Here is a 24,697-nt window from a genome sequence, read left to right on the forward strand (position 1 = left end):
CTGATAAATTGTTAAAGAGCAGTGCAACGCGGCTTTCGCTCACCGTTGCGAGGTGGCGTATATTACGCTTTCCTCTTTCAGAGTCAACCCTGAATTTCAGGATTTTTTCTCTTCAACCGAACCGGCTGTTTGTGTGAAGTGATTCACATCTGCCGTGTCGATGGAGGCGCATTATAGGGAGCTTCAGAGGAATGACAAGCGGAAAAATACATTTTTATTTCAACCGCTCATTTTTTCAACGTGACGCCTATTTTTGCTGCATTTTGAGCGCTTTTGGCAGGTCTGCAAGGCTATTCAGTACCAGATCTGCCGCGCTTTCAGCTTCTGGGGTAACCGGCTTACCGGTGCGAACTAATACTTTAGTGCCCACGCCTGCTGCTGTTGCCGCCTGCATATCTTCCAGTTTGTCGCCCACCATATAAGAAGAGGCCATATCAATGTGCAGGAATTCCTGCGCAGAGATAAACATCCCAGGATGAGGTTTACGGCAATCACATGTCTGGCGGTATTCTTCGACGGTCCCTTGCGGGTGATGCGGACAATAATAGATACCGTCCAGCTCTACATCCCGATCGGCCAGTGACCAGTCCATCCACTCGGTCAGCGTTTCGAATTGCGCTTCGGTAAATTTACCCCGGGCGATCCCCGACTGATTGGTCACCACCACCAGCGCATAACCCATCGCTTTAAGTTCGCGCATGGCGTCAATAACGCCGTCGATGAATTCGAACTCATCAATCTCATGCACATAACCGTGATCGACATTAATGGTGCCGTCACGATCGAGAAAAATTGCGGGTACTGATTTTGCCACGGGTTTGCTCCTGAAAAAGGCATGTGCCGCTATTATCTCATGTTTCACCGCGCAAGAAAGTGCTCATCGCGCACTGTTGGATTGATTTAGACGTCTGGATGCCTTAACATCCATTTTGTTTACGGTTGAACCCCGTATCTGGCAGAACAAAATGCCACGGCTAACTTACATACGATAAAAATAATCTAATGATTAAACTTTCCAATATCACCAAAGTGTTCCAGCAAGGAACCCGAACCATTCAGGCGCTGAACAATGTCAGCCTGCATGTTCCGGCTGGACAGATTTATGGCGTCATTGGCGCATCGGGTGCCGGTAAAAGTACGCTCATCCGTTGCGTTAACCTGCTCGAGCGTCCGACCGAAGGTAGCGTCCAGGTTGGCGGCCAGGAGCTGACCAAACTTTCCGAAAAAGAATTAACTCAGGCCCGTCGTCAGATAGGCATGATTTTCCAGCACTTTAACCTGCTGGCATCACGCACTGTTTTTGGTAACGTCGCACTTCCGCTGGAGCTGGACAACACGCCAAAAGAAGAAGTGAAACGCCGGGTAACCGAGCTGCTGGAGCTGGTTGGCCTGTCTGATAAGCATGACAGCTACCCGGCTAATCTGTCCGGTGGCCAGAAACAGCGCGTGGCGATTGCCCGTGCGCTGGCAAGCAACCCTAAAGTGCTGCTCTGCGATGAAGCCACCAGCGCACTGGATCCGGCAACCACCCGCTCTATTCTGGAATTATTGAAAGACATTAACCGTCGCCTCGGGCTGACCATCCTTCTTATTACTCATGAGATGGATGTCGTTAAGCGCATCTGCGACTGCGTTGCGGTAATCAGCAACGGTGAACTGATCGAGCAGGACACCGTCAGCGAAGTGTTCTCGCATCCGAAAACGCCCCTTGTCCAGCAGTTCATTCAGTCCACTCTGCACCTGGATATCCCGGAAGATTATCTGGCGCGTTTAAAAGTGGAATCAGCTCCTGACAGCGTTCCAATGCTGCGCATGGAATTCACCGGTCAGTCCGTTGATGCCCCTCTGCTTTCCGAAACCGCACGTCGCTTTAATGTGAATAACAACATTATTAGCGCTCAGATGGATTACGCCGGTGGCGTGAAGTTCGGCATCATGCTGACGGAAATGCACGGAACACAAGAAGAGACGCAAGCCGCAATTGCCTGGCTGCAGGAACACCATGTAAAAGTAGAGGTACTGGGTTATGTCTGAGCCGATGATGTGGCTGCTGGTTCGCGGCGTTTGGGAAACGCTGGCAATGACCTTCGTATCAGGATTCTTTGGTTTTGTGATTGGCCTGCCGGTTGGCGTGCTGCTGTACGTCACGCGTCCAGGGCAAATTATTGAAAACGCGAAGCTTTACCGCACGCTCTCTGCGCTGGTAAACATCTTCCGTTCGATTCCTTTTATTATCCTGCTGGTGTGGATGATTCCATTTACTCGTGTCATCGTGGGGACATCGATTGGTCTGCAGGCTGCCATTGTGCCGCTGACCGTAGGCGCCGCGCCGTTTATCGCGCGTATGGTTGAAAATGCCCTGCTGGAAATTCCAACCGGTCTGATCGAAGCCTCTCGTGCCATGGGCGCGACGCCAATGCAGATCGTACGCAAAGTACTGTTGCCCGAAGCGCTGCCAGGTCTGGTGAATGCGGCAACGATTACCCTTATCACGCTGGTCGGGTATTCCGCCATGGGCGGTGCTGTCGGGGCGGGAGGTCTGGGTCAGATCGGCTATCAATATGGTTATATTGGTTATAACGCTACCGTAATGAACACCGTTCTGGTATTGCTGGTTGTGCTGGTTTATCTCATTCAATTCTCTGGCGATCGCATCGTCCGGGCTGTTACTCACAAATAACGTTACACAACGCAAACTCGACGAATTAAGGATATAACATGACGTTTAAATTGAAGACCTTTGCTGCGGTAGGCGCACTGATCGGCTCCCTGGCTCTGGTGGGTTGCGGTCAGGATGAAAAAGATCCAAACCATATCAAAGTGGGCGTCATTGTTGGCGCTGAACAGCAGGTTGCAGAAGTTGCGCAGAAAGTCGCAAAAGAGAAGTATGGCCTGGACGTTGAGCTGGTAACCTTTAACGACTATGTTCTGCCGAACGAAGCGCTGAGCAAAGGCGACATCGATGCTAACGCCTTCCAGCACAAACCATATCTGGATCAGCAGATTAAAGATCGTGGCTACAAGCTGGTTGCCGTAGCGAACACCTTCGTTTACCCAATTGCTGGCTACTCTAAAAAAATCAAATCTCTGGAAGAGCTGCAGCCGGGTTCTCAGGTCGCGATTCCTAACGACCCAACCAACCTGGGCCGTTCCCTGCTGCTGCTGCAGAAAGTGGGTCTGATCAAACTGAAAGATGGCGTGGGCTTGCTGCCAACCGTGCTGGATGTGACTGAAAACCCGAAAAACCTGAAGCTGGTTGAGCTGGAAGCACCACAGCTGCCACGCTCTCTGGACGATGCGCAGATTGCGCTGGCCGTGATCAACACCACTTACGCCAGCCAGATTGGCCTGACGCCGGCAAAAGACGGCATCTTTGTTGAAGACAAAGACTCCCCGTACGTTAACCTGATCGTGAGCCGCGAAGATAACAAAGACGCGGAAAACGTGAAAAAATTCGTTCAGGCATACCAGTCTGAAGAAGTTTACCAGGAAGCCAACAAAGTGTTTAACGGCGGCGCTGTTAAAGGCTGGTAATCTGACCTTTCTGTAATATCATTCAAGACGGGCGAAAGCCCGTCTTGTCATTTATGCAGGCAACTGATTCAATAACTGACGATTTGATTATTCATTGAGGAAATATTATGCGTGCTTTACCGATCTGTCTTTTAGCACTCATGCTGAGCGGCTGTTCAATGCTAAGCAGATCTCCTGTTGAACCTGTTAAAAGCACTGCAACCCCACCGAAGGTGGAGCCAGCAAAACCAAAACCGCCGCGTCCTGCGCCGGTAAGAATCTACACCAAAGCTGAAGATCTGATTGGCAAGCCATTCCGCGATCTGGGTGAAGTCACCGGCGAATCCTGCCAGGCCAGCAATCAGGACTCTCCGCCAAACATCCCAACGGCGCGTAAACGCCTGCAGATTAATGCCGCCAAAATGAAAGCCAACGCCGTCTTGCTGCACAGCTGTGAAGTTACCAGCGGTACGCCAGGCTGCTATCGTCAGGCTGTGTGTATGGGCAACGCCCTTAACGTCACGGCTAAATGAGTGCATTTCAGTTTGAGCAGATAGGTGTTATCCGCTCGCCTTATAAAGAGAAGTTTGCCGTGCCACGCCAGCCTGGTCTGGTCAAAAGCTGCGGCGGCGAACTTCACTTAATAGCCCCTTATAACCAGGCCGATGCGGTGCGTGGCCTGGAGGCATTCAGCCATCTGTGGGTGCTGTTTATCTTTCATCAAACGATGGAAGGTGGCTGGCGCCCGACGGTACGCCCTCCCCGACTGGGCGGGAATGCCAGAATGGGGGTGTTTGCCACGCGTTCGACCTTTCGCCCAAATCCTGTAGGCATGTCGCTCGTGGAGCTACAAGGCATTCGCTGCCAGAAGGATCAGGTGATTCTGCAGTTAGGCAGTCTGGATCTGGTCGACGGCACGCCCGTGGTGGATATCAAACCCTATCTGCCCTTTGCCGAAGCGCTGCCCGACGCTCGTGCGAGCTATGCCCAGCAGGCCCCATCGGCAGATATGCCCGTTGGATTCACCGCAGAGGTCTGCGCACAGCTCCTGCATCTGGAAAAGCGTTACCCTCGCCTGAAAGATTTTATTGTAGACGTTCTGGCGCAAGATCCGCGACCCGCCTACAGAAAAGAGGAAGAGGCAGGCAAAACATACGCCGTCCTGTTGCTCGATTTTAACGTACGCTGGCGCGTCACCGAGGCAGGTTTTGAAGTCTTTGCGCTGGAAGAGCGCTAATTTTATTTTTCCTCTCTTTTGGCATCTTTGCCACACTGGTAAACTAAACCACTTTTTTTGTGTCAGTCTGACGTTTCAGCCTGGTCCAATCGTCGAAATGGAACCGTAACAACATGCGTACTAGCCAATATCTGCTCTCCACACTGAAGGAGACACCTGCCGACGCTGAAGTCATCAGCCACCAGCTGATGCTGCGCGCCGGGATGATCCGCAAGCTGGCCTCCGGGTTGTACACCTGGTTGCCGACCGGCCTGCGCGTCCTGAAAAAAGTCGAAAACATCGTGCGTGAAGAGATGAACAACGCCGGTGCTATCGAGGTGTCCATGCCTGTGGTTCAGCCCGCTGACCTGTGGATGGAAAGTGGTCGCTGGGAGCAGTACGGCCCGGAACTGCTGCGCTTTGTTGATCGCGGCGAGCGTCCGTTTGTGCTCGGCCCAACGCATGAAGAAGTGATCACTGACCTGATCCGTAACGAGCTGAACTCGTACAAACAGCTGCCGCTGAACTTCTTCCAGATCCAGACCAAGTTCCGTGACGAAGTTCGCCCGCGTTTCGGCGTGATGCGTTCCCGCGAATTCCTGATGAAAGATGCCTACTCTTTCCATACCTCACAGGAATCCCTGCAGGAAACTTACGACGTGATGTACGGTGCCTACAGCAAAATCTTCTCCCGTATGGGTCTGGATTTCCGCGCTGTACAGGCTGATACCGGTTCAATCGGCGGTAGCGCCTCCCACGAATTCCAGGTGCTGGCTCAGAGCGGCGAAGATGATGTGATCTTCTCCGATACCTCTGACTACGCGGCGAACATCGAATTTGCCGAAGCGCTGGCACCAGCCACTCCGCGCGCAGCGGCGACCGAAGAGATGAAACTGGTCGACACGCCAAACGCGAAAACCATCGCCGAGCTGGTTGAGCAGTTCAATCTGCCGATTGAGAAAACGGTGAAAACGCTGCTGGTGAAATCCGTTGAAGGTAGCGCGTATCCGCTGGTTGCCCTGCTGGTTCGTGGCGATCACGAGCTGAACGAAGTGAAAGCCGAAAAACTGCCGCAGGTCGCAAGCCCGCTGACATTTGCTACCGAAGCGGAAATCCGCGCGGTGATTAATGCAGGTCCAGGTTCGCTGGGTCCGGTTAATCTGCCGGTTCCAGTCGTTATCGACCGTACCGTTGCCGCCATGAGCGATTTCTCTGCTGGCGCGAACATCGACGGTAAACACTACTTTGGCATCAACTGGGATCGCGACACTGCGACGCCAGAAGTGGCGGATATCCGTAACGTGGTTGCCGGCGATCCAAGCCCGGACGGCCAGGGTCATCTTCAGATCAAACGCGGTATCGAAGTGGGCCATATCTTCCAGCTAGGGACGAAGTACTCCCAGGCGCTGAATGCAGCCGTTCAGGGTGAAGACGGTCGCAACCAGACCCTGACCATGGGTTGCTACGGTATCGGTGTGACACGCGTTGTGGCTGCTGCCATTGAGCAGAACCACGACGAGCGCGGGATAGTCTGGCCAGACAATATCGCGCCGTTCCAGGTCGCGATTTTGCCAATGAACATGCACAAGTCTTACCGTGTTCAGGAACTGGCTGAGAAACTGTACAGCGAACTTCGCGCGCAGGGCATCGAAGTGCTGATGGACGACCGTAAAGAGCGTCCGGGCGTGATGTTTGCGGATATGGAACTGATCGGTATCCCACACACAGTCGTCATCGGCGACCGTAACCTCGACAGCGACGAGATTGAATACAAATACCGACGCAGCGGCGAGAAGCAGATGATCAAGACTGGCGACATTCTTGATTACCTGGTGAAAGCCATCAAAGGTTAAGACATAAAAAACCCCGCCTCGGCGGGGTTTTCTTTTACGTCTGATTCAGTCTTACTTACTGTCGCAGTCTTTACCCGCCACAAACTTCGCATTCTTATCCGTTACCAGCGTTTTGACCATCTCACCGCTGTCCGGGTTCGGCTCCAGCGTGAAGTGACCGTCCACCGTCAACAGTACCGGCTTGCTGTCATTCCCGCGCGCCACGGCATAATCACGTTCCAGCTGGGCATTATTCGCCACACTCACTTTTTTGCCCGTGACACAGTCGGTGAAGACCGCTGCATCCGCCATGTAGAAATACATGCCGCGCATTGCCATTGGGGTGGACGGCAGCGCTGCTTTAACTGGCGCAAGCGTGTAATTAAACTGGGACTCGATTGGATTCCCTTCTCGATCCAGCATCTCCATGCCCTCGCCTTTGGCACGGAAATAGGTTTTCTCACCTTCAGCATCCGTCAGCACCAGCTTCTCAGCCGTGCGCGCCCATTTGCCGTAAGACGCAAAGGAAGAGGGCTCTTTCGCGCCCTGATAGCGCTGGTTCATCACCCATGAACCGTCTTTTTCCAGGAACAGAGTCGTTTCAATACCTTCACAGTCTGCGCACGGCAGAACGCCGCGCCAGCTCTGCTGCATCGGCTTTAACTCTTCCGAATGCGCCGGTTGCAGAGTCTGCATCTCGGCGCGGTTGTTACACCCTATTAATGCAAACAGTGTGGACGCGGCCAACACTGACAATATCGCTTTATTCACGATGAATTCCTTATAACAATGTAATCCTGGTACGTTATTCCTGGGGCCGACGTACTTTTCCACGCAGTGATTTTACGGTGGATTTCTGCGCTTTTGATGACAATCGGCGCTCTTTCGACGCCCGCGTCGGTCGCGTGGCCCGGCGGCTTTTCTGCACCGCCGTAAGCTCCTGTATGACCGCCACCAGCCGGGAAAGTGCGGCTTCGCGATTCAAATCCTGGCTGCGGTACTCTTGCGCCTTAATAATGATGACGCCATCGCTGGTAATCAGATGATGGCTAGCGGCCAGCAGGGCTTCTTTATAGGACTCTGGCAGGCTGGAGGCCCGAATGTCAAAGCGCAGATGAATCGCCGTTGAGGCTTTATTTACATGCTGGCCGCCCGCCCCCTGAGCCCGGATCGCGGTAATTTCAAGCTCATTATCAGGAATGGTAACGGTTCGGGACACCACAATCATGACGGGGATTGCCACGCAGTCAGATGAATTTCCAGATTATTCTGAGCATCAGACAGCCAGATTGCCCCATCCTGAATCGTCGCCTGCAGTGCCATCGTACGGGTGGCAAACGCGGTCAGTTGCGCCAGCTGTTCGTCATCCAGATACCATACCGACAGGTGCGAATACTGCGCGCATTTACGTTGGTTTTGCTGCCACCAAATCTCCGCAGCACGTTGATTATAGGCGAAAATCGCGACTTCAGCCGCCTGAGTGCAGGCCTTTTTGATACGACGCTCGTCCGGCAGACCCAGTTCGATCCACAAATCGATACCCATATGATCGTTACGCAGCCAGGCTTCCGGCTCTTCTTCAGCGCTCAAACCACGCGTAAATTGCAGGCGTTCATTGGCGTACTTAATCCACGCCAGCAGGCGTAGCATCATGCGCTCCTGCGTTTCGGACGGGTGACGGGCCAGCGTTAACGACGCATCGAGAAACTGGTTGCGGTCAAGGTCAGCTACGTTGACTACCGCTTTATAAATTGTCGCTTTCAGCGCCATGAGAGAACTCCATTCGAATCAGGTGCCCATTGTAGCGAAATTCCGGCCAAAAGGCTGTTATGCAGCGGCGAATCTCAGCAATATCAAGGCGCTGATATTGCTTGAATGAGTATGGTATAGTCACCTTGCTAAACCGAGTTTATCTTCGTAGGCTTAAGTGTATCTCACAGTAACGTCAGTGCGCTGGCAGGAGGGGATGTGGAAAATTATTGTGAGTTAATTCGCAAAAGGTATGCGGAAATTGCCAGCGGAGATCTGGGGTATATCCCGGATGCGTTGGGCTGTGTATTGAAAGTGCTGAATGAAGTGGCGTCGGACGCCAGCCTTTCAGAATCGGTCAGGGAAAAAGCGGCGTATGCTGCTGCGAATTTACTGGTGAGCGATTATGTCAATGAATGATACCTATCAACCCATCAACTGTGATGACTACGATAACCTCGAGCTTGCCTGCCAGAATCACCTGATCCTGGCGCTGGCCTTAAAAGACGGCGAGGAGTTGAAAGCAAAAGCGAGTGACCTTGTATCACGTAAGAACGTTGAATATCTGGTCGTCGAAGACGCAGGTGCAACGCGTGAACTTCGTCTCGATAAAATTGCCAGCTTTAGTCATCCGGATATCGGCACCGTCGTGGTGAGCGAATCCTAATTCCTTTTAACGGGCAGCTCACTGCCCGTTACGCTTTCCGCTCGAAACTCATACCCTGTTCCGCCCAGCCTTCCTGCGTGATAAACACGCCCGCCGCCGCAATCAACTTTTCGCCATAAAAAAGCAGAGGCGTGGAATCACGTCGCCAGGGCGGGATATGGCACTCCTGCCAGATTTTTTTCAGCTTGCGCCCGCCGTTGCGACCCACAATGTGTAAATTCCCGCTGGCCTTAAAGCGGATCGTTACCTTTTCACCCGCTTCCGGCAGCCGTACATTCCCGGCACCTTCAAGACAAACCTGGCCCGCGCCCTGCGGCAATTCCAGTGGCTCACGGATATTACTCCACGGAAGGATTTCATCGGCCAGGGACGGCTGATGCTTGATCCACCAGAGCTGCTCTTTGTAACGTCTCAGTTCAAAATCGTTAAAGCGTAAGCACGGATTGGCATCTTCGCGCGCCTGCACGACCTCTTCCCAGATGCGGTTGAGCATGTCGCGCGAGGGCATCTGGGCATTATGACCGGCCAGCCAGCGTCGCAGCAGCGCTCCACGGCGCACCGCGCTCATCGCCTGCAGCGGCGCAATGCGCAGCGCTCGCTCTTGTGACATCAGGCTTTCCAGCTCATCGCTGAGGAGTTCATCCAGCAAGCTCTCCTGCTCTGCGCATAATTTCGCACTCCTTGCCGTCGCCTCGACAAAGTGCGGCCAACGCTGAGAAAGTTCGGGCAAAATGCGCAGGCGCAGGAAGTTCCGGTCGTAGGCGTCATCCTGATTGCTTTCATCTTCAATCCAACGAAGATTATGTTCCTGCGCCCAGTGCTCCAGCGAAGCGCGGGTTTCCCCCAGCAGTGGGCGTAATAAGTGCGTACCGGCAAATTCACTGCACTCAGCCATCGCGGATAATCCTGCCGGGCCGCTGCCACGTTTGAGCGCTAATAAGAAGGTTTCACACTGATCGTCGAGATGCTGTGCCGTGACAATCGCTTCGCCGGGCAGAAGTGATTTCTCAAAGGCAGCATAGCGCGCTTTCCGTGCCTGAGCTTCAGTCCCGAGACCTTCCTCCAACAGCGTCACGCGTTCAATCAAAAGCGGGATGTTCCAGGCCAGGCAAAGCGACGCGCAGTGAGCGACCCACTCATCGGCAAAGGGACTCAGCCCGTGATGAATATGAATCGCGCGGATTTGCACGTCCGCTTCCTGTTCGCGCCATAGCATCAGTCGGTGCAGCAGGACGGTTGAATCCAGGCCACCGCTAAAGCCCACCAGCAGCTGGCGGTAAGGAGAAACTGACTGGGCAATCGCAGGTTGGGTCATAGCGGAATTCACAGTGAGACAATGCCCGGAAAATTACCGAGCATTGTCATGGATGGCAAGCTTTACTGCTGATAAAGCTCCAGCGGCAAACCGTCCGGATCGTTGAAGAACGTAAAGCGCTTGTCGGTAAAGGGATCGATGCGAATGGCTTCCCACTTCACACCATGCGCGTCGAGATGCTGCACCGCCTGCTCAATATCTCCTACGCTAAAGGCCAGATGGCGAAGCCCACAGGCTTCAGGCCTCGACGGGCGTGCTGGCGGGAAAGGAAAAGAGAACAGCTCAATCACATATTGCCCGTTCAACGCCAGGTCACCTTTCCACGAATCACGCTCGGCGCGATACGCTTCGCTCATCAGCGTGAACCCGAGAATGTCGCAATAAAATGCCTTACTTTTGGCATAGTCAGTCGCAATGATCGCAATATGGTGAACCTGTTTTAAACCCAGCATAGCCTCTCCTTTTTATGAGGAGTAAACGTTACAACCGAGCCCCCTGGCACGCAAGGGCTCAGCTATTTTTTAAGACTCGCACCCAGTAGCCGCCGTTTTCATCGCGTTTCGCCCCGTGAATATCGGTCTCAAATCCGGGATAGTGCCGCCCCACCGAGCACAGCATCAGCAGGAAATCGAGCACAGCCCGGCTTTGTTCGGTAATCATCTCGCCCGGCATCAAAAGCGGAACGCCTGGCGGATAAGGCAGGATCATATTCGCCGATATGCGTCCCACCAGATTTTCCAGCTCGATAGTTTCCAATTCCCCTTTCACCTGACGTTGCCAGGCTTTGTGCGGCGTCAGTTTCATTTCAGGTAAAACGTCAAACGCCTGCAGCATCAACCGGGGCAGATCGTGCTGGCGGATCAGCTTGTGGATCCCCTGAGCCAGATCCTGGATCCGCATATTGCGATAGAAATCAGGATCCTCGGCATACAGATCCGGCAGCATATTTTTTACCCGCAGATTAAGATCGTAGGCGCGTTTGAACTCCATCAGTCCACGCAGCAGCCCCATTGCGCGGGTTTTATCGATGCCGATACTGAACAAAAACAGCAGATTGTACGGCCCGGTTTTCTCTACCACCACGCCTCGCTCATCGAGGAATTTCGCCACCAGCGCCGCGGGAATGCCGTCATCGCTCATCGTCCCCTGCTCATCCATTCCCGGCGTCAGAATGGTGACTTTTACCGGATCGAGGAACATATGATCCGCATCGGCATCGCGGAATCCATGCCAGCTCTCGCCTGGCGCGACGGACCAGCACTCCGCTTCATCAATCTCCTCCGGCTGCCAGATATCAAAGAACCAGCCGTCGGCTTCGTCTTTGAGTCGCTGGACCTCTTTGCGGAAATGGAGCGCTCGCTCTACCGAACGATTGATCAAGCGTTTGCCCGAATTCCCCCTCAGCATCGCGGCTGCCGTTTCAATCGAGGCCACCAGCGGATAGCTCGGCGATGTGGTGGTGTGCATCATAAAGGCTTCGTTGAAGGTCTCTTCGTCGTATTCACCCTTAATGTGGATCAACGATGCCTGCGAGAACGCCGCCAGCATCTTGTGCGTCGACTGGGTTTCGAAGAACACTTTACCCGGCACCCGCTCACCGCTCATTCCGCTTTTGCCCGCATAGATCGGGTGGAAATTCGTGTAAGGAACCCAGGCGGAATCAAAGTGGATCGAGGGGACATCCAGCGTCTGCTTTATCCAGTTGGTGTTGTATAGCAGCCCGTCGTAAGTCGAGTTGGTGATCACGGCGTGAATGGGCCAGCTCGCCCCCTCAACAGATGCGACTTTTTGTTCAATGGCGGCGTGGGAAAACTCCCTGCGTGGAATGCCCCCCAGGATGCCTAACGCATTTCGCGTCGGCGACAGCCAGAGCGGGACGACATCGCTCATCATTAGCAGATGGGCCAGCGATTTGTGGCAGTTGCGATCAATCAGCAGCGTACTTCCGGCCGGTGCGGCGTACATCCCGACAATCTTATTGGAAGTCGACGTGCCGTTCGTCACCATATAACTCTGCTCGGCGCCGAAGGTGCGGGCAATATACTCTTCCGCCTCCAAATGCGGGCCGGTGTGATCCAGCAGCGATCCCAGCTCTGTGACCGAAATCGAGACATCCGCTTTCAGCGTGTTGCCGCCAAAGAAATCGTAGAACAGGCAGCCCACCGGGCTTTTCTGATACGCCGTACCCGCCATATGGCCCGGCGTGCAGAAGGTGTATTTGCCCTCTTTTACGTAATTGAACAGCGCGCGGGTGAAAGGAGGCGTGATGTTATCGAGATACTCGTGCGTGTATTGCTCGATGCGCGTCGCAATGTCGTCGGCAGCGCCGAGGGCATACTCAAAAAACCACAGCGCCATGCGCATATCGTGAGCGCTGACGTCCATCGTCGAATGGGTATTGATAAAGGCGTAGAGCGGCAGATATTCATTCAGTTGATTGATATCGCTGCACAGCTCCAGATCGTACTCATCCCAGTCGAAAACGACGCCACAGATGCGTGGATTGTGTTCGATAACCTTCAGCAGATCGGCGCTGTTGTTCGGCCAGATAAGCTGAAATCCGCGGGACTGCAGTGATTTTTCCAGCTCCTTGATGGGCTCGTCTTTATAAAAGACGCCATGTGGACCCATGATGGCAATGATGTTCATGGTCTACCTCCTTGAAAAACATTAGATAAGCATAGCCGAGGTAAACGGCAGGTATAAAAAAAGCCGCAACAGTGTGCGGCTTTTAAGATTTATGTGTGCAACTTACGCGTAACCGTAGCTCATCAGGCGCTGATAGCGACGGTTGAGCAGGTCTTCTTTGCTCAGCACATCGAGATCGGCCAGGTCAGCCAGCAGCTGCGCCTTAAGGGAAGCGGCCATCACTTCCGGCTTACGGTGCGCGCCACCCAGTGGTTCTGGGATCACGGTATCGATCAGTTTCAGCTCTTTCAGGCGTGGTGCGATGATACCCATTGCTTCCGCTGCCAGCGGCGCTTTGTCTGCACTCTTCCACAGAATGGAGGCACAGCCTTCAGGGGAGATAACGGAATAGGTGCTGTACTGCAGCATATTCACTTTATCGCCCACGCCGATAGCCAGTGCGCCACCGGAACCGCCTTCACCGATCACGGTACAAATCACCGGAACGGACAGACGCGACATTTCACGCAGGTTACGTGCGATAGCTTCAGACTGACCGCGCTCTTCTGCACCAACACCTGGGTATGCACCCGGGGTGTCGATAAAGGTCACGATAGGCATGTTAAAGCGCTCTGCCATTTCCATCAGGCGCAGGGCCTTACGGTAGCCTTCCGGCGCTGGCATCCCAAAGTTACGACGGATTTTCTCTTTGGTTTCACGGCCTTTCTGATGACCAATGATCATCACCGGGCGACCATCCAGACGTGCGATACCGCCAACAATGGCTTTGTCGTCAGCATAAGCGCGATCGCCTGCCAGTTCGTCAAATTCATCAAACGCCAGGCGGACATAATCCAGGGTGTACGGGCGCTGTGGATGACGAGCCAGCTGGGCAATCTGCCATGCGCCGAGATCGGCAAAGATTTTGCGCGTCAGTTCTACGCTTTTTTCACGCAGACGATGCACTTCTTCGTCGATGTTAATATCCAGTTTTTCATCCTGACGGCTTACCGCTGTCAAAGAATCGATTTTCGCTTCCAGCTCTGCAATCGGCTGTTCGAAATCAAGGAAATTCAGACTCATAGTATTCCTGTATTAGTCAAACTCCAGTTCCACCTGCTCCGAACCAATGAGGCCACGGAGATCGTTAAGTAAACGATCGCTCGGAGAGACACGCCACGTTGCACCAAAGCGCAACCGCGCGCGTGCATCCGCCCTCTGATAGTAGAGATGTACTGGAATGGTCCCCGATCGATGGGGTTCCAGAGACTGACGGAGTCGGTTTAAAAGCTGGTCATCAATTTGCCTGTCCGTCAGCGAGATAGCAAGCCCGCGAGCATATTTTTCACGGGCTTCGTCAATATCCATCACTTCACGGGCCATCATTTTAAGCCCGCCGCTGAAGTCATCAAAGCTGACCTGTCCGCTGACGATAAGTATGCGGTCGTTTTCCAGCAAATGCTGGTATTTTTCCAGCGCTTCGGTGAATAACATCACCTCCAGCCGCCCGGAACGGTCATCCAGCGTACAGATGCCGATGCGATTACCGCGCTTGGTGACCATAACCCGCGCAGCAATGACGAGCCCCGCCGCCGTGGTCATTTTACCACGTTCTGTCGGATGCATGTCTTTTAGCCTGTAGCCTCCGACATAACGCTCAATTTCTTTCAGATACTGGTTGATCGGATGCCCCGTCAGGTACAACCCTAACGTCTCACGCTCCCCTTCCAGCACCGTATGTTCCGGCCACGGCTGGCAGTTGGCATATGATTGCTCAATTTGCTCAGGCTCTTCTGCCAGCACGCCAAACATATCCGCCTGACCGATAGCTTCCGCTTTTGCATGCTGATCGGCGGCTTTCAACGCATCGCCGAGGGAATTCATCAGCGCTGCGCGATGCGGCCCGAGGCGGTCAAACGCCCCGGACATTATCAGTTTTTCCAGCACCCGGCGGTTCAGCTTTTTGGTGTCGGTACGGGCACAGAGATCGAAAAGCTCGCGGAAGTAACCGCCATTGTTACGCGCTTCGATAATGGCTTCGATTGGGCCTTCGCCTACGCCTTTGATGGCGCCAATCCCGTAAACAATTTCGCCGTCGTCGTTGACGTGGAAATGGTACATCCCGGCGTTAATATCAGGAGGCAGGATTTTCAGCCCCATGCGCCAGCATTCATCGACCAGGCCGACCACTTTCTCGGTGTTATCCATATCGGCGGTCATTACGGCCGCCATAAATTCTGCCGGGTAGTGCGCTTTCAGCCACAGGGTTTGATACGAGACCAGCGCGTAAGCAGCAGAGTGCGATTTGTTAAATCCGTAACCGGCGAATTTCTCTACCAGGTCGAAGATTTTTATCGCCAGCTCACCGTCAACGCCACGGCTTTTCGCACCCTCTTCAAAGGTGCCGCGCTGCTTGGCCATCTCTTCCGGCTTTTTCTTACCCATCGCACGACGCAGCATATCCGCGCCGCCAAGGGTGTAGCCGGAGAGCTCCTGAGCAATCTGCATCACCTGTTCCTGGTACAGAATAATGCCGTAGGTTGGCTCAAGAACGGGTTTCAGACACTCGTGCTGCCACTGGACGTCAGGGTAAGAGATCTCTTCGCGACCATGCTTACGGTCGATAAAGTTATCTACCATCCCTGACTGCAACGGCCCCGGACGGAACAGGGCCACCAGTGCGATCATATCTTCGAAGCAGTCGGGCTGAAGACGTTTAATCAGATCTTTCATGCCGCGCGATTCAAGCTGGAATACCGCTGTGGTTTCCGAGCGCTGCAGCATGTCGAAGCTTTTCTTATCATCGAGCGGGATGGCGGCGATATCAATCGGCTCCAGGCCCTGTTTGGCCCGGCGCGGGTTGATCATCTTCAGCGCCCAGTCGATGATAGTGAGCGTTCGCAAACCAAGGAAGTCGAACTTCACCAGGCCCGCGTACTCTACGTCGTTCTTGTCAAACTGCGTGACCGGATGTTGCCCTGATTCATCGCAATACAGCGGGGCAAAATCGGTGATTTTAGTCGGCGCGATGACCACGCCACCGGCGTGTTTACCGGCGTTACGCGTGACACCTTCCAGCTTGCGCGCCATGTCGATCAGCGCTTTCACCTCTTCGTCAGCTTCGTAGATTTCCGGCAGCTGAGGTTCCGCTTCAAAGGCTTTCGCCAGCGTCATACCTGGATCAGGTGGCACCAGTTTGGAGATGCGATCGACAAAACCGTACGGATGGCCGAGGACGCGCCCCACGTCGCGGATAACCGCTTTCGCCGCCATCGTACCAAAGGTAATAATCTGCGATACCGCGTCACGACCGTACATGTCCGCAACGTGCTCAATCACCTGGTCGCGTTTCTCCATGCAGAAGTCAACGTCGAAGTCGGGCATCGAAACACGTTCCGGGTTAAGGAAACGTTCAAACAGCAGGTCGAATTCCAGCGGATCGAGGTCGGTGATTTTGAGCGCGTAGGCGACAAGCGAACCCGCACCGGAACCACGCCCAGGGCCGACCGGCACGCCGTTATCCTTCGACCACTGGATAAACTCCATAACGATCAGGAAGTAGCCGGGGAACCCCATCTGGTTGATCACCTGGAGTTCAATATCCAGACGCTCATCGTAGGCCGGACGTTTTTCGGCGCGTTCGGCCGGATCCGGGAACAGGAATTCGAGACGCTCTTCCAGACCCTCTTTCGATTTCACCACGAGGAAATCTTCGGTGGTCATATCACCGGTCGGGAATTGCGGCAGGAAGTATTCGCCTAAACGAACAGTGACGTTACAACGGCGGGCAATTTCGACGCTGTTTTCCAGCGCTTCCGGAATGTCGGCAAACAGCTCACACATTTCGTCTTCGTTGCGCATGTACTGCTGCGACGAATAGTTACGCGGACGCTTGGGATCGTCGAGAGTAAAACCATCGTGGATGGCCACGCGGATCTCGTGCGCATCAAAGTCGCCAGGCTCAAGGAAACGCACGTCGTTGGTCGCGACGACGGGCAGACCGCGTTCTTCCGCAAGGGCCACCGCCGCATGCAGGTAGCTTTCTTCATCAGGACGACCGGTGCGGATCAGCTCAAGATAGAAACGATCCGCGAAGTGTTCTTCATAAAATGCAACGCACTGATCCACCAACGCGCTGTTGCCGCGCAGCAGGCTTTTGCCCACATCACCCAAGCGGCCACCGGAGATCAGCAGTAATCCTTCGTTCAGCTCTGCCAGCCACTCGCGATCGATCCACGGACCCGCCGCGCCGTAGCCGCGCTGGTAGGCGCGGGAAATCAGCAGCGTCAGGTTCTGGTAGCCGGTGTTATTCATGGCTAACACGGAAATCTGCGTCAGCTCATCGCCGATCAGATCGCACTGGACGTGAAAATCCGCACCGACAATCGGCTTCAGGCCGGAGCCGTGCGCCGTTCCGTAGAACTTCACCAGACCGCATAAGTTGGTGAAATCGGTGATCGCCAGCGCAGGCATGCCAAGGGAGGCCGCCTTTTTTACCAGCGGCCCGGTCTTCGCCAGCCCATCAATCATGGAGTAGTCGCTATGCACCCGCAGGTGTACGAAACGTGGTTCAGCCATCTTCAGATTCCGCGTTACTTAATTACTTGCGTATTGATTCAGGACACCAGTCCCAGTGCGCGTTTCACCGGACCAAAACTGCGCCGATGATGTTCAGTTGCGCCGTGTTCAGCCAGTCTTTCCAGATGGAAAGCGGTTGGATACCCCTTGTGCTGGGCAAAGCCATACTGGGGAAAGGTGAGGTCCAGCGCGGCCATTTCGGCATCGCGCGTGACTTTGGCAATAATAGACGCTGCGCTGATTTCAGCCACACGGCTATCGCCCTTCACCACCGCCATCGACGGCATAGGCAGCGCAGGACAGCGGTTTCCGTCGATCAGCACATATTCAGGGACAATATTCAGCCCGGCAACGGCACGCTGCATCGCCAGCATCGTGGCATGCAAAATGTTCAGCGTGTCGATCTCTTCTGGCTCGGCGCGGCCTAAGCTCCACGCCAGCGCTTTTTCTTTGATCTCATCGAACAGCGCCAGGCGGCGTTTTTCAGACAGCTTTTTTGAGTCGTTCAGCCCGACAATCGGGCGAGCCGGATCGAGGATCACGGCAGCGGTCACTACCGCACCCACCAGCGGACCGCGTCCAACTTCGTCCACACCCGCAACCAGGTGCGTGTGAGGATAAACAAATTCCATCATTTTGCTAACTCCAGCACCGCATCAGCCGCCTGCTCATCGGCATTACAGCGGATCTGCTGATGCAACTCCCGGAAAGTGTCATGCATCTGGTGGCTGGTTTTGCCGTCTGCCAGCAAGGGCAGCAGCGCATCAGCTAATGCCTGAGGCTGACACTCATCCTGCAGTAACTCTTTCACCAGCTCGCGCCCGGCAAGCAGGTTTGGTAATGAGACATAATCCGTTTTCACCAGACGTTTCGCCAGCCAGAAGGTGAACGGCTTCATGCGATAACCCACTACCATCGGACATTTCGCGAGCATGCATTCCAGCGCCGCAGTTCCCGAGGCCAACAGCGCAGCGTCGCTGGCGAACATCGCCTCGCGGCCTTTGCCATCCAGAAGGTGGATGTGAAGATCAGGGGCCACTTCGGCTTTAATACGCTCGAACTGCTCGCGGCGTTTGGCGTTTACCAGCGGCACAACGACTTCAAGATCGGGGTAAGTCTGGCGAAGGATTTGCGCCGTTTTCAGGAAATCGGCGCTGAGCATTTCCACTTCAGCACCGCGGCTCCCTGGCAACAGGGCCAGACAGTGGGCGTCGTGCGGAATGCCAAGAATATCGCGCGCCGCATTTTTATCCGGATCCAGCGGCATGGCGTCTGCCATGGTATGGCCGATAAAGCGGCAAGGAACATTGAATCTATCGTAAAACGCTTTTTCGAAAGGCAGAAAAGCAAGCACCAGATCGGTCGATCTGCCTATTTTGAAAACACGTTTCTGTCGCCACGCCCAGACGGACGGACTGACGTAATGGATCGTTTTGATACCCTGCTTTTTCAGGTTCCCTTCGAGGGTAATATTGAAATCAGGGGCATCGATCCCGACGAACACATCGGGTTTGAGATCGGTAAAACGACGGGTGAGATCGGCACGGATGTGCAGCAGGCGGCGCAAACGGCCTAGCACTTCAACAATGCCCATCACCGCCAGCTCTTCCATTTCATACCAGGCTTCACAGCCTTCGGCCTGCATCAGCGGGCCTGCCACGCCGACAAAGCGGGCATTAGGTACGCGAGCCTTGAGTGCGCGGATAAGACCTGCACCAAGAATATCGCCGGAGGTTTCTCCGGCGACCAGGGCTATCGTTAATGGACGAGTGTCGACCATTAACGGATCAGACCACGAGTTGAGCGTTCAAAGAACTCGGTGAACGCTTTCACTTCAGGATGCTGTTCTGCCAGCTCTGCAACTTCTGGCTTGGCCTCTTCCAGCGTTTTGCCGCTACGGTACAACAGTTTATACGCGTTGCGGATCGCGGTAATCGCTTCGCGGCTAAAGCCACGACGCTTGAGACCTTCAATGTTGACGCCAAACGGCGTCGCATGGTTGCCCTGCGCAATCACATACGGTGGGACATCCTGCGCCACACCGGAGCAACCGCCGACCATCACGTGTGCACCAATGATGCAGAATTGATGGACTGCGGTCATGCCGCCAATGATTGCGAAATCGTCAACCGATACGTGTCCTGCCAGCGTTGCGTTGTTGGCGAGGATACAGCGGCTGCCCACAGTACAGTCGTGCGCGATATGCGCGTTGACCATAAAGAGGTTGTCGCTGCCCACCTTCGTCAATCCACCACCCTGTACTGTGCCACGATGAATGGTGACGCTTTCGCGAATGCGGTTGCGATCGCCGATTTCCACACGGGTCGGTTCGCCAGCATATTTCAGATCCTGGTTCACTTCGCCAATGGAGGCAAACTGATAGATCTCATTATCGCGGCCAATGGTCGTATGACCATTCACCACCACGTGAGATTTCAGTACGGTACCCTCGCCAATAACGACATGGGGTCCGACAATACAAAAAGGACCAATGTGGGCGTTAGCACCAATTACGGCGCCCTCTTCCACAATGGCGGTTGGATGAATAAAGGCGGATTTATCAATCACGTATCAGGCCTCCCGGCTACGCGCACACATCATGGTCGCTTCGCAAACAACTTTGCCGTCAACCAGCGCAACGCCTTTGAAGCGCGTCAGGCCACGGCGCGTTTTTTCAAAAGTCACTTCCATGATCATCTGATCACCAGGCACGACTGGGCGCTTAAAGCGCGCTTCATCAATACCCGCGAAGTAATACAGTTCACCTGGCTCCAGTTTACCGACGCTTTTAAACGCCAGAATACCGGTAGCCTGTGCCATCGCTTCCAGGATCAACACACCCGGGAAGATAGGTTTACCAGGGAAATGTCCCTGGAAGAATGGCTCATTCACAGAGACATTTTTCACTGCGCGCAGAAAACGACCTTCTTCAAAATCCAGCACACGATCTACCAGCAAAAACGGGTAGCGGTGCGGCAGAAGCTCTAAAATCTCTTCAATATGCAGAGTATGAGTGTCGGTAGTCAAAATACTCTTCCTGTCAAAATTTACTGAATAGCAATAATAACACGGCCTGCCGGTTTATAAGAAAGCCGACAGGCCGGGAAATTTAGCGTTATAGGGATGAACGTTTAGTCTTGTTGATCGATTTTGCGCTCAATCGCTTTGAGACGCTTGCTCATATCATCAATGTTCATCACCAGAGCTGCGGTTTTACGCCACACTTTGTTCGGTTGCAGCGGAATGCCGGAGGAGTAGACACCAGGCTCAGTGATAGGACGCATCACCATACCCATGCCTGTCACCGTGACCTTGTCGCATATTTCCATATGCCCGTTGATCACGCTGGCACCACCGATCATGCAGTAACGGCCAATTTTCAGACTGCCTGCCATGATCACGCCACCTGCAACAGCTGTATTGTCGCCAATCACAACGTTATGCGCAATCTGACATTGGTTATCAATGATAACACCATTACCAATGATGGTGTCGTCGAGGGCACCGCGGTCAATCGTTGTGCATGCGCCGATCTCAACGCGATCGCCGATAATTACCCGGCCGAGCTGAGGGATCTTAATCCAGTTACCCCGATCGTTGGCATAACCAAACCCGTCCGAACCGATCACGGTACTGGACTGGATCAGGCAATTTTCGCCGATTTCGATCTCATGATAGACGGTCACATTGGCCCACAAACGGGAGCCTGCACCAATTTTAGTCTGTTTACCCACGAAACAACCCGCGCCAATCACCACGTTATCACCGAGAACAACATCGGATTCGATAACGGCATTCGGGCCAATTGCAACGTTATTACCCAGCTTCGCCGTCGGATCAATGACTGCACTGGCAGCAATGTTCTGCGCCGGCTGTGGCGTGGTATCAAGAATTTGAGCCATACGCGCGTAAGTCAGGTAGGGATTTTTTACTACCAGTGCGCTTGTCGTGGCAAACGGAAGGTCGTCCTGCGTCAGAACGACAGCAGACGCCTGGCATTGAGCCAGGTGCTCACGGTACTTCGGGCTTACCATGAACGTTATTGTGCCTGCTTTAGCAGATTGCATGGACGCAACAGCGGTGATGACGATATCGCCATCACCGTGTAATTCTGCATCCAACTGCTGAGCGAGATCAGCCAGTCGAATTGAAGGCATTACTTATTTAACCTGTTTCAGTACATCAGCAGTGATGTCTTTCACATCGCTACTGTTGAAAGCAACGGCATTCGCATCAACAACCAGATCGATGTTCTGATCCGCTGCAACAGCTTTCACAGCAGACTGAATACGAGTTACCAGTTTGCCACGCTCTTCGTTAGAACGACGCTGACGATCCTGCTCGAAAGCCTGTGCTTTCTGAGAGAAAGTCTGACGCTGAGCCATTACGTCTTTTTCCAGCTTGCTACGGTCGCTCGCTTTCATGGTAGAACCATCACGCTGCAGACGCTGCATTTTGGACTGAAGATCGTTTTCCATACCTTGCAGTTCACCAGCACGGCCTTTGAATTCGTTTTCCAGAGTCGCAGAAACACCCGTTTTCTGGGCTACCTGCTGGAAAAGATTACCCATGTTGACGATTGCAATTTTGTCCGCTGCCTGAGCAGAAGTCACCATTGCCAAACCCAGACCTGCAGCTAATAACCACTTTTTCACAATAAACTCCTTACCATCCCATTGGTACCCAAAGGTACCGTTCTTTGCGTGGCAAGGCGATCGTCTATGCGATCGCCGGTTGTCAGCGCTACACTGCCAACGCATTCCATTGCAACGGATAATTACCAGGTTTTACCAATGTTAAACTGGAACTGTTCCGCTTTGTCTCCATCGTATTTCTTAAACGGCTGGGCGTAGGAGAAGACCAACGGCCCCAACGGTGACATCCATTGTAATGCGATACCTGCAGACATGCGAATGTTGCTCGGATCGCTGTAATCCGGCACACCTTCTGCTTTCATCTGAGCGGTGTTATCCCAGTTGGTATCCCACACGGTACCCGCATCCCAGAAGAACGAGGTACGCACAGAGTTCGCATACTTATCGCTGATGAACGGCGTAGGCGTAATGATCTCCAGGCTGGCGACGCCCATGGCGTTACCGCCCACCGCGTCATCAGAGCTACAGACTTCTGACGAAGACTTCTTATCACAGTTATCAGAGTCGTTGCCGCCGTAGTACACCGCTTTCGGACCAATGTTATTGGACTGGAAACCACGTACTGTGCTGGAACCACCGGCATAGAAGTTCTCATAGAATGGCAACTCTTTGCCACCTAAGCCATCACCGTAACCCCAACGTGTACGACCCAGCACAACCCACTTGTGATCCTCATCAATTGGGAAGTAAGACGCCGTGTCCAGCGTAACTTTGTAGAACTCGTTATCAGAACCTGGAACGGTCACTTTACCGTTCAGGTTGACGCGAGAACCCGCTGTCGGGAAGAAACCACGGTCAAGGCGGTTATACGTCCAACCGTAGTTGAAGGTGAAGTCATCTGCAGCGAAACCGTTGTTGTCGCTGGAGGTGCTCGCCGACTGACCGATAGAGTCCAGATAACGCCACATTGCCACCTGCGGTTGCATATTGGACAGGTCGTTATGCACGTAACCTAAACCAGCACGCAGGGTGTTGTATTCGTTAATCGGGAAGCCAAGCGTGCCATCAACACCGTAACTTTTGTTGGTGTACGAGGACAGGTCCGCATCGTCTGCTTTAAAGTCGTTATAGAAAATACGACCGCCCAGGCTCACACCGTCAACGGTGAAGTATGGGTTAGTGACAGAGAACTCGGAATAGGTCTGGTAGTCGTTCTTGGTACCGTTGATACCAACGGAATAGCCCGTACCTAACCAGTTATCCTGCTGAACGCCGACCTGGAAGCTCACGCCACTTTCGGTGCCGTAACCCACGCCGAAGTTGAAGCTACCGGTGTTACGCTCTTTCACCTTGTAAACCACGTCTACCTGATCCGGGCTGCCTGATACACGCTGTGTATCGGTATCGACCGTTTCGAAGTAACCCAGACGGTTCAGACGCTCTTTACCCTGGTCAACGAGGTCGCTGCCCAACCATGCGCCTTCCATCTGGCGCATTTCGCGACGCAGTACGGAATCTTTGGAGGTATCGTTACCTTCAAAGCGAATTTTACGCACATAGAAACGGTTACCCGCATCCACGTTAACGTGGAGCTTAACGGTTTTATCCGTGTCGTTGATTTCTGGCTGAGTCTGTACGCGCGGGTAGGCATAACCATAACGGCCGAGCAGCTTTTTAATGCCGTCTTCCATTTTGGTCACTTTCGCGCCGCTATAAAGTTCACCCGGTGCAAGCTTGGTCAGACTCTCGATCTCAGCGGAATGACCCGCCAGGTTTCCGCTTACTTCAACACCGGAAAGCTTGTACTGATCGCCTTCAGTGATGTTAACCGTAATGTAGATACCTTTCTTGTCCGGAGTCAGACTGACCTGAGTAGAGTCAATGTTGAAACGGGCATAACCGCGGTCCAGATAGTAGCTACGCAGGGTTTCGAGATCGCCCGCCAGCTTCTGTTTCTGGTATTTACGATCGCCGACTACGTTCCACCACGGCACTTCATCGCGCAGCTGGAAGGTAGAGATCAGCTCGTCCGTACTGAACGCGTGGTTGCCCACGATGTTGATCTGCTGGATCTTCGCTGAAACGCCTTCCTGGAAGACGAGTTTCAGATCGACGCGGTTACGCGGCAACGGGGTGACAACGGCTTTGACGCTCGCGCTGTACTTACCGACGCTGTAGTAGAAATCTTCCAGTCCTTTTTCGATGTCGGACAGGGTTGTGCGGTCCAAAGATTCACCCACACGAACACCAGATGCTTCAAGGTTTTGCTTGAGCATATCGTCTTTCACCGATTTGTTACCGGAGAAAGTGATACTGGCAATCGTCGGGCGTTCTTTCACCTGAACCAGCAGCGTATCACCATCGCGCAGGACGCGAACGTCCTCAAAGTTGCCAGTGGCAAACAGTGCACGAATGGTATTACTGATATCTTCATCATTAACCGTGTCGCCCTGGCGAACTGGCATACTGAGGAGGGCCGCACCGACGGCGACACGCTGAAGACCTTCGAAATGAATATCCTTCACTACGAAACCTTCAGCACCGTATACGGTTGCGCTGCTAAACAGCAGCGACGCTATGAGCAACTTTTTCATCGCCATCGTT

24 protein-coding genes are annotated in these 24,697 nt (G+C 53.7%); 8 read left to right on the forward strand and 16 right to left on the reverse strand.

Going from position 1 to position 24,697, the window contains the following annotated elements; all coding sequences use genetic code 11:
* Window positions 1-247: 247 nt before the first annotated feature.
* The gene (gene gmhB, locus ABIE11_RS13730) at window positions 248-814 is read right to left on the reverse strand and encodes a D-glycero-beta-D-manno-heptose 1,7-bisphosphate 7-phosphatase (protein ID WP_107702211.1); all 567 of its coding nucleotides are present in this window, start codon (window positions 812-814) and stop codon (window positions 248-250) included.
* A 188-nt stretch (window positions 815-1,002) separates the two neighbouring features.
* On the opposite strand from gmhB, the gene metN reads away from it, so the two are divergent.
* From metN to proS, 6 genes are all read left to right on the forward strand, one after another.
* On the forward strand, window positions 1,003-2,034 hold the full coding sequence (gene metN / locus ABIE11_RS13735; RefSeq protein WP_429184718.1) for a methionine ABC transporter ATP-binding protein MetN: 1,032 nt from the start codon (window positions 1,003-1,005) through the stop codon (window positions 2,032-2,034).
* A complete protein-coding gene (locus ABIE11_RS13740; protein ID WP_003856130.1) occupies window positions 2,027-2,680 on the forward strand; it encodes a methionine ABC transporter permease MetI in 654 nt (217 codons plus the stop codon). The genes metN and ABIE11_RS13740 overlap by 8 nt, the downstream gene beginning before the upstream one ends.
* A gap of 38 nt (window positions 2,681-2,718) precedes the next feature.
* On the forward strand, window positions 2,719-3,534 hold the full coding sequence (gene metQ, locus ABIE11_RS13745) for a methionine ABC transporter substrate-binding lipoprotein MetQ (protein WP_100777535.1): 816 nt from the start codon (window positions 2,719-2,721) through the stop codon (window positions 3,532-3,534).
* A 107-nt stretch (window positions 3,535-3,641) separates the two neighbouring features.
* The gene (rcsF, locus tag ABIE11_RS13750; protein WP_100777536.1) at window positions 3,642-4,046 is read left to right on the forward strand and encodes an Rcs stress response system protein RcsF; all 405 of its coding nucleotides are present in this window, start codon (window positions 3,642-3,644) and stop codon (window positions 4,044-4,046) included.
* Window positions 4,043-4,750: a tRNA (N6-threonylcarbamoyladenosine(37)-N6)-methyltransferase TrmO gene (gene tsaA, locus ABIE11_RS13755; protein ID WP_429184719.1), complete on the forward strand. Its 708-nt coding sequence runs from the start codon at window positions 4,043-4,045 to the stop codon at window positions 4,748-4,750. The genes rcsF and tsaA overlap by 4 nt, the downstream gene beginning before the upstream one ends.
* A 113-nt stretch (window positions 4,751-4,863) precedes the next feature.
* Complete coding sequence (gene proS, locus ABIE11_RS13760; protein WP_420171388.1) at window positions 4,864-6,582, forward strand: proline--tRNA ligase; 1,719 nt, start codon at window positions 4,864-4,866, stop codon at window positions 6,580-6,582.
* A gap of 51 nt (window positions 6,583-6,633) precedes the next feature.
* Here the strand turns inward: proS and nlpE are convergent, their stop codons facing one another.
* The 3 genes from nlpE to ABIE11_RS13775 are packed head-to-tail and all read right to left on the reverse strand — an operon-like array spanning window position 6,634 to window position 8,331.
* The gene (nlpE, locus tag ABIE11_RS13765) at window positions 6,634-7,332 is read right to left on the reverse strand and encodes an envelope stress response activation lipoprotein NlpE (RefSeq protein WP_429184720.1); all 699 of its coding nucleotides are present in this window, start codon (window positions 7,330-7,332) and stop codon (window positions 6,634-6,636) included.
* A gap of 34 nt (window positions 7,333-7,366) precedes the next feature.
* Window positions 7,367-7,789: an alternative ribosome rescue aminoacyl-tRNA hydrolase ArfB gene (arfB, locus tag ABIE11_RS13770; RefSeq protein WP_100777540.1), complete on the reverse strand. Its 423-nt coding sequence runs from the start codon at window positions 7,787-7,789 to the stop codon at window positions 7,367-7,369.
* Window positions 7,786-8,331 (reverse strand): YaeQ family protein, encoded by a 546-nt coding sequence (locus ABIE11_RS13775; protein WP_100777541.1) that lies wholly within the window; start codon window positions 8,329-8,331, stop codon window positions 7,786-7,788. The genes arfB and ABIE11_RS13775 overlap by 4 nt, the downstream gene beginning before the upstream one ends.
* Window positions 8,332-8,529: 198 nt before the next feature.
* On the opposite strand from ABIE11_RS13775, the gene ABIE11_RS13780 reads away from it, so the two are divergent.
* Together ABIE11_RS13780 and rof are read left to right on the forward strand one after the other, a co-directional pair.
* Entirely contained in the window at window positions 8,530-8,730 is a 201-nt protein-coding gene (locus ABIE11_RS13780) for a YaeP family protein (RefSeq protein WP_095280858.1), read from the forward strand.
* Window positions 8,717-8,977 (forward strand): Rho-binding antiterminator, encoded by a 261-nt coding sequence (rof, locus tag ABIE11_RS13785; protein WP_100777542.1) that lies wholly within the window; start codon window positions 8,717-8,719, stop codon window positions 8,975-8,977. Before ABIE11_RS13780 ends, rof begins: the two co-directional genes overlap by 14 nt.
* A gap of 28 nt (window positions 8,978-9,005) precedes the next feature.
* Here the strand turns inward: rof and tilS are convergent, their stop codons facing one another.
* From tilS to bamA, 12 genes are all read right to left on the reverse strand, one after another.
* Window positions 9,006-10,292 carry a tRNA lysidine(34) synthetase TilS gene (gene tilS / locus ABIE11_RS13790; RefSeq protein ID WP_429184721.1) on the reverse strand — a complete coding sequence of 429 codons (1,287 nt, stop codon included), beginning with the start codon at window positions 10,290-10,292 and terminating at the stop codon, window positions 9,006-9,008.
* 62 nt (window positions 10,293-10,354) lie between these two features.
* On the reverse strand, window positions 10,355-10,744 hold the full coding sequence (locus ABIE11_RS13795) for a VOC family protein (RefSeq protein WP_429184722.1): 390 nt from the start codon (window positions 10,742-10,744) through the stop codon (window positions 10,355-10,357).
* A 58-nt stretch (window positions 10,745-10,802) separates the two neighbouring features.
* Entirely contained in the window at window positions 10,803-12,941 is a 2,139-nt protein-coding gene (locus ABIE11_RS13800) for a lysine decarboxylase LdcC (protein ID WP_429184723.1), read from the reverse strand.
* A 102-nt stretch (window positions 12,942-13,043) separates the two neighbouring features.
* A complete protein-coding gene (gene accA / locus ABIE11_RS13805) occupies window positions 13,044-14,003 on the reverse strand; it encodes an acetyl-CoA carboxylase carboxyl transferase subunit alpha (protein ID WP_100777546.1) in 960 nt (319 codons plus the stop codon).
* 12 nt (window positions 14,004-14,015) lie between these two features.
* Window positions 14,016-17,498, reverse strand: a complete 3,483-nt coding sequence (dnaE, locus tag ABIE11_RS13810; RefSeq protein ID WP_123429456.1) for a DNA polymerase III subunit alpha — start codon at window positions 17,496-17,498, stop codon at window positions 14,016-14,018.
* A gap of 38 nt (window positions 17,499-17,536) precedes the next feature.
* Complete coding sequence (gene rnhB, locus ABIE11_RS13815) at window positions 17,537-18,133, reverse strand: ribonuclease HII (protein ID WP_102104634.1); 597 nt, start codon at window positions 18,131-18,133, stop codon at window positions 17,537-17,539.
* Window positions 18,130-19,278 (reverse strand): lipid-A-disaccharide synthase, encoded by a 1,149-nt coding sequence (lpxB, locus tag ABIE11_RS13820; protein ID WP_181827358.1) that lies wholly within the window; start codon window positions 19,276-19,278, stop codon window positions 18,130-18,132. The genes rnhB and lpxB overlap by 4 nt, the downstream gene beginning before the upstream one ends.
* Window positions 19,278-20,066, reverse strand: coding sequence for an acyl-ACP--UDP-N-acetylglucosamine O-acyltransferase (lpxA, locus tag ABIE11_RS13825; RefSeq protein ID WP_100777550.1), 789 nt, complete (start codon window positions 20,064-20,066; stop codon window positions 19,278-19,280). The genes lpxB and lpxA overlap by 1 nt, the downstream gene beginning before the upstream one ends.
* Window positions 20,067-20,069: 3 nt before the next feature.
* The gene (gene fabZ / locus ABIE11_RS13830) at window positions 20,070-20,525 is read right to left on the reverse strand and encodes a 3-hydroxyacyl-ACP dehydratase FabZ (protein WP_007373234.1); all 456 of its coding nucleotides are present in this window, start codon (window positions 20,523-20,525) and stop codon (window positions 20,070-20,072) included.
* A 104-nt stretch (window positions 20,526-20,629) separates the two neighbouring features.
* Window positions 20,630-21,655: a UDP-3-O-(3-hydroxymyristoyl)glucosamine N-acyltransferase gene (gene lpxD, locus ABIE11_RS13835; RefSeq protein WP_100777551.1), complete on the reverse strand. Its 1,026-nt coding sequence runs from the start codon at window positions 21,653-21,655 to the stop codon at window positions 20,630-20,632.
* Between the two features lie 3 nt (window positions 21,656-21,658).
* Window positions 21,659-22,153 (reverse strand): molecular chaperone Skp, encoded by a 495-nt coding sequence (gene skp, locus ABIE11_RS13840; protein WP_100777552.1) that lies wholly within the window; start codon window positions 22,151-22,153, stop codon window positions 21,659-21,661.
* A 122-nt stretch (window positions 22,154-22,275) separates the two neighbouring features.
* Window positions 22,276-24,693: an outer membrane protein assembly factor BamA gene (gene bamA, locus ABIE11_RS13845; RefSeq protein WP_102104632.1), complete on the reverse strand. Its 2,418-nt coding sequence runs from the start codon at window positions 24,691-24,693 to the stop codon at window positions 22,276-22,278.
* Window positions 24,694-24,697 lie beyond the last annotated feature (4 nt).

The organism is Lelliottia sp. 489, assembly GCF_050435885.1.
GTDB lineage: Bacteria > Pseudomonadota > Gammaproteobacteria > Enterobacterales > Enterobacteriaceae > Enterobacter > Enterobacter nimipressuralis.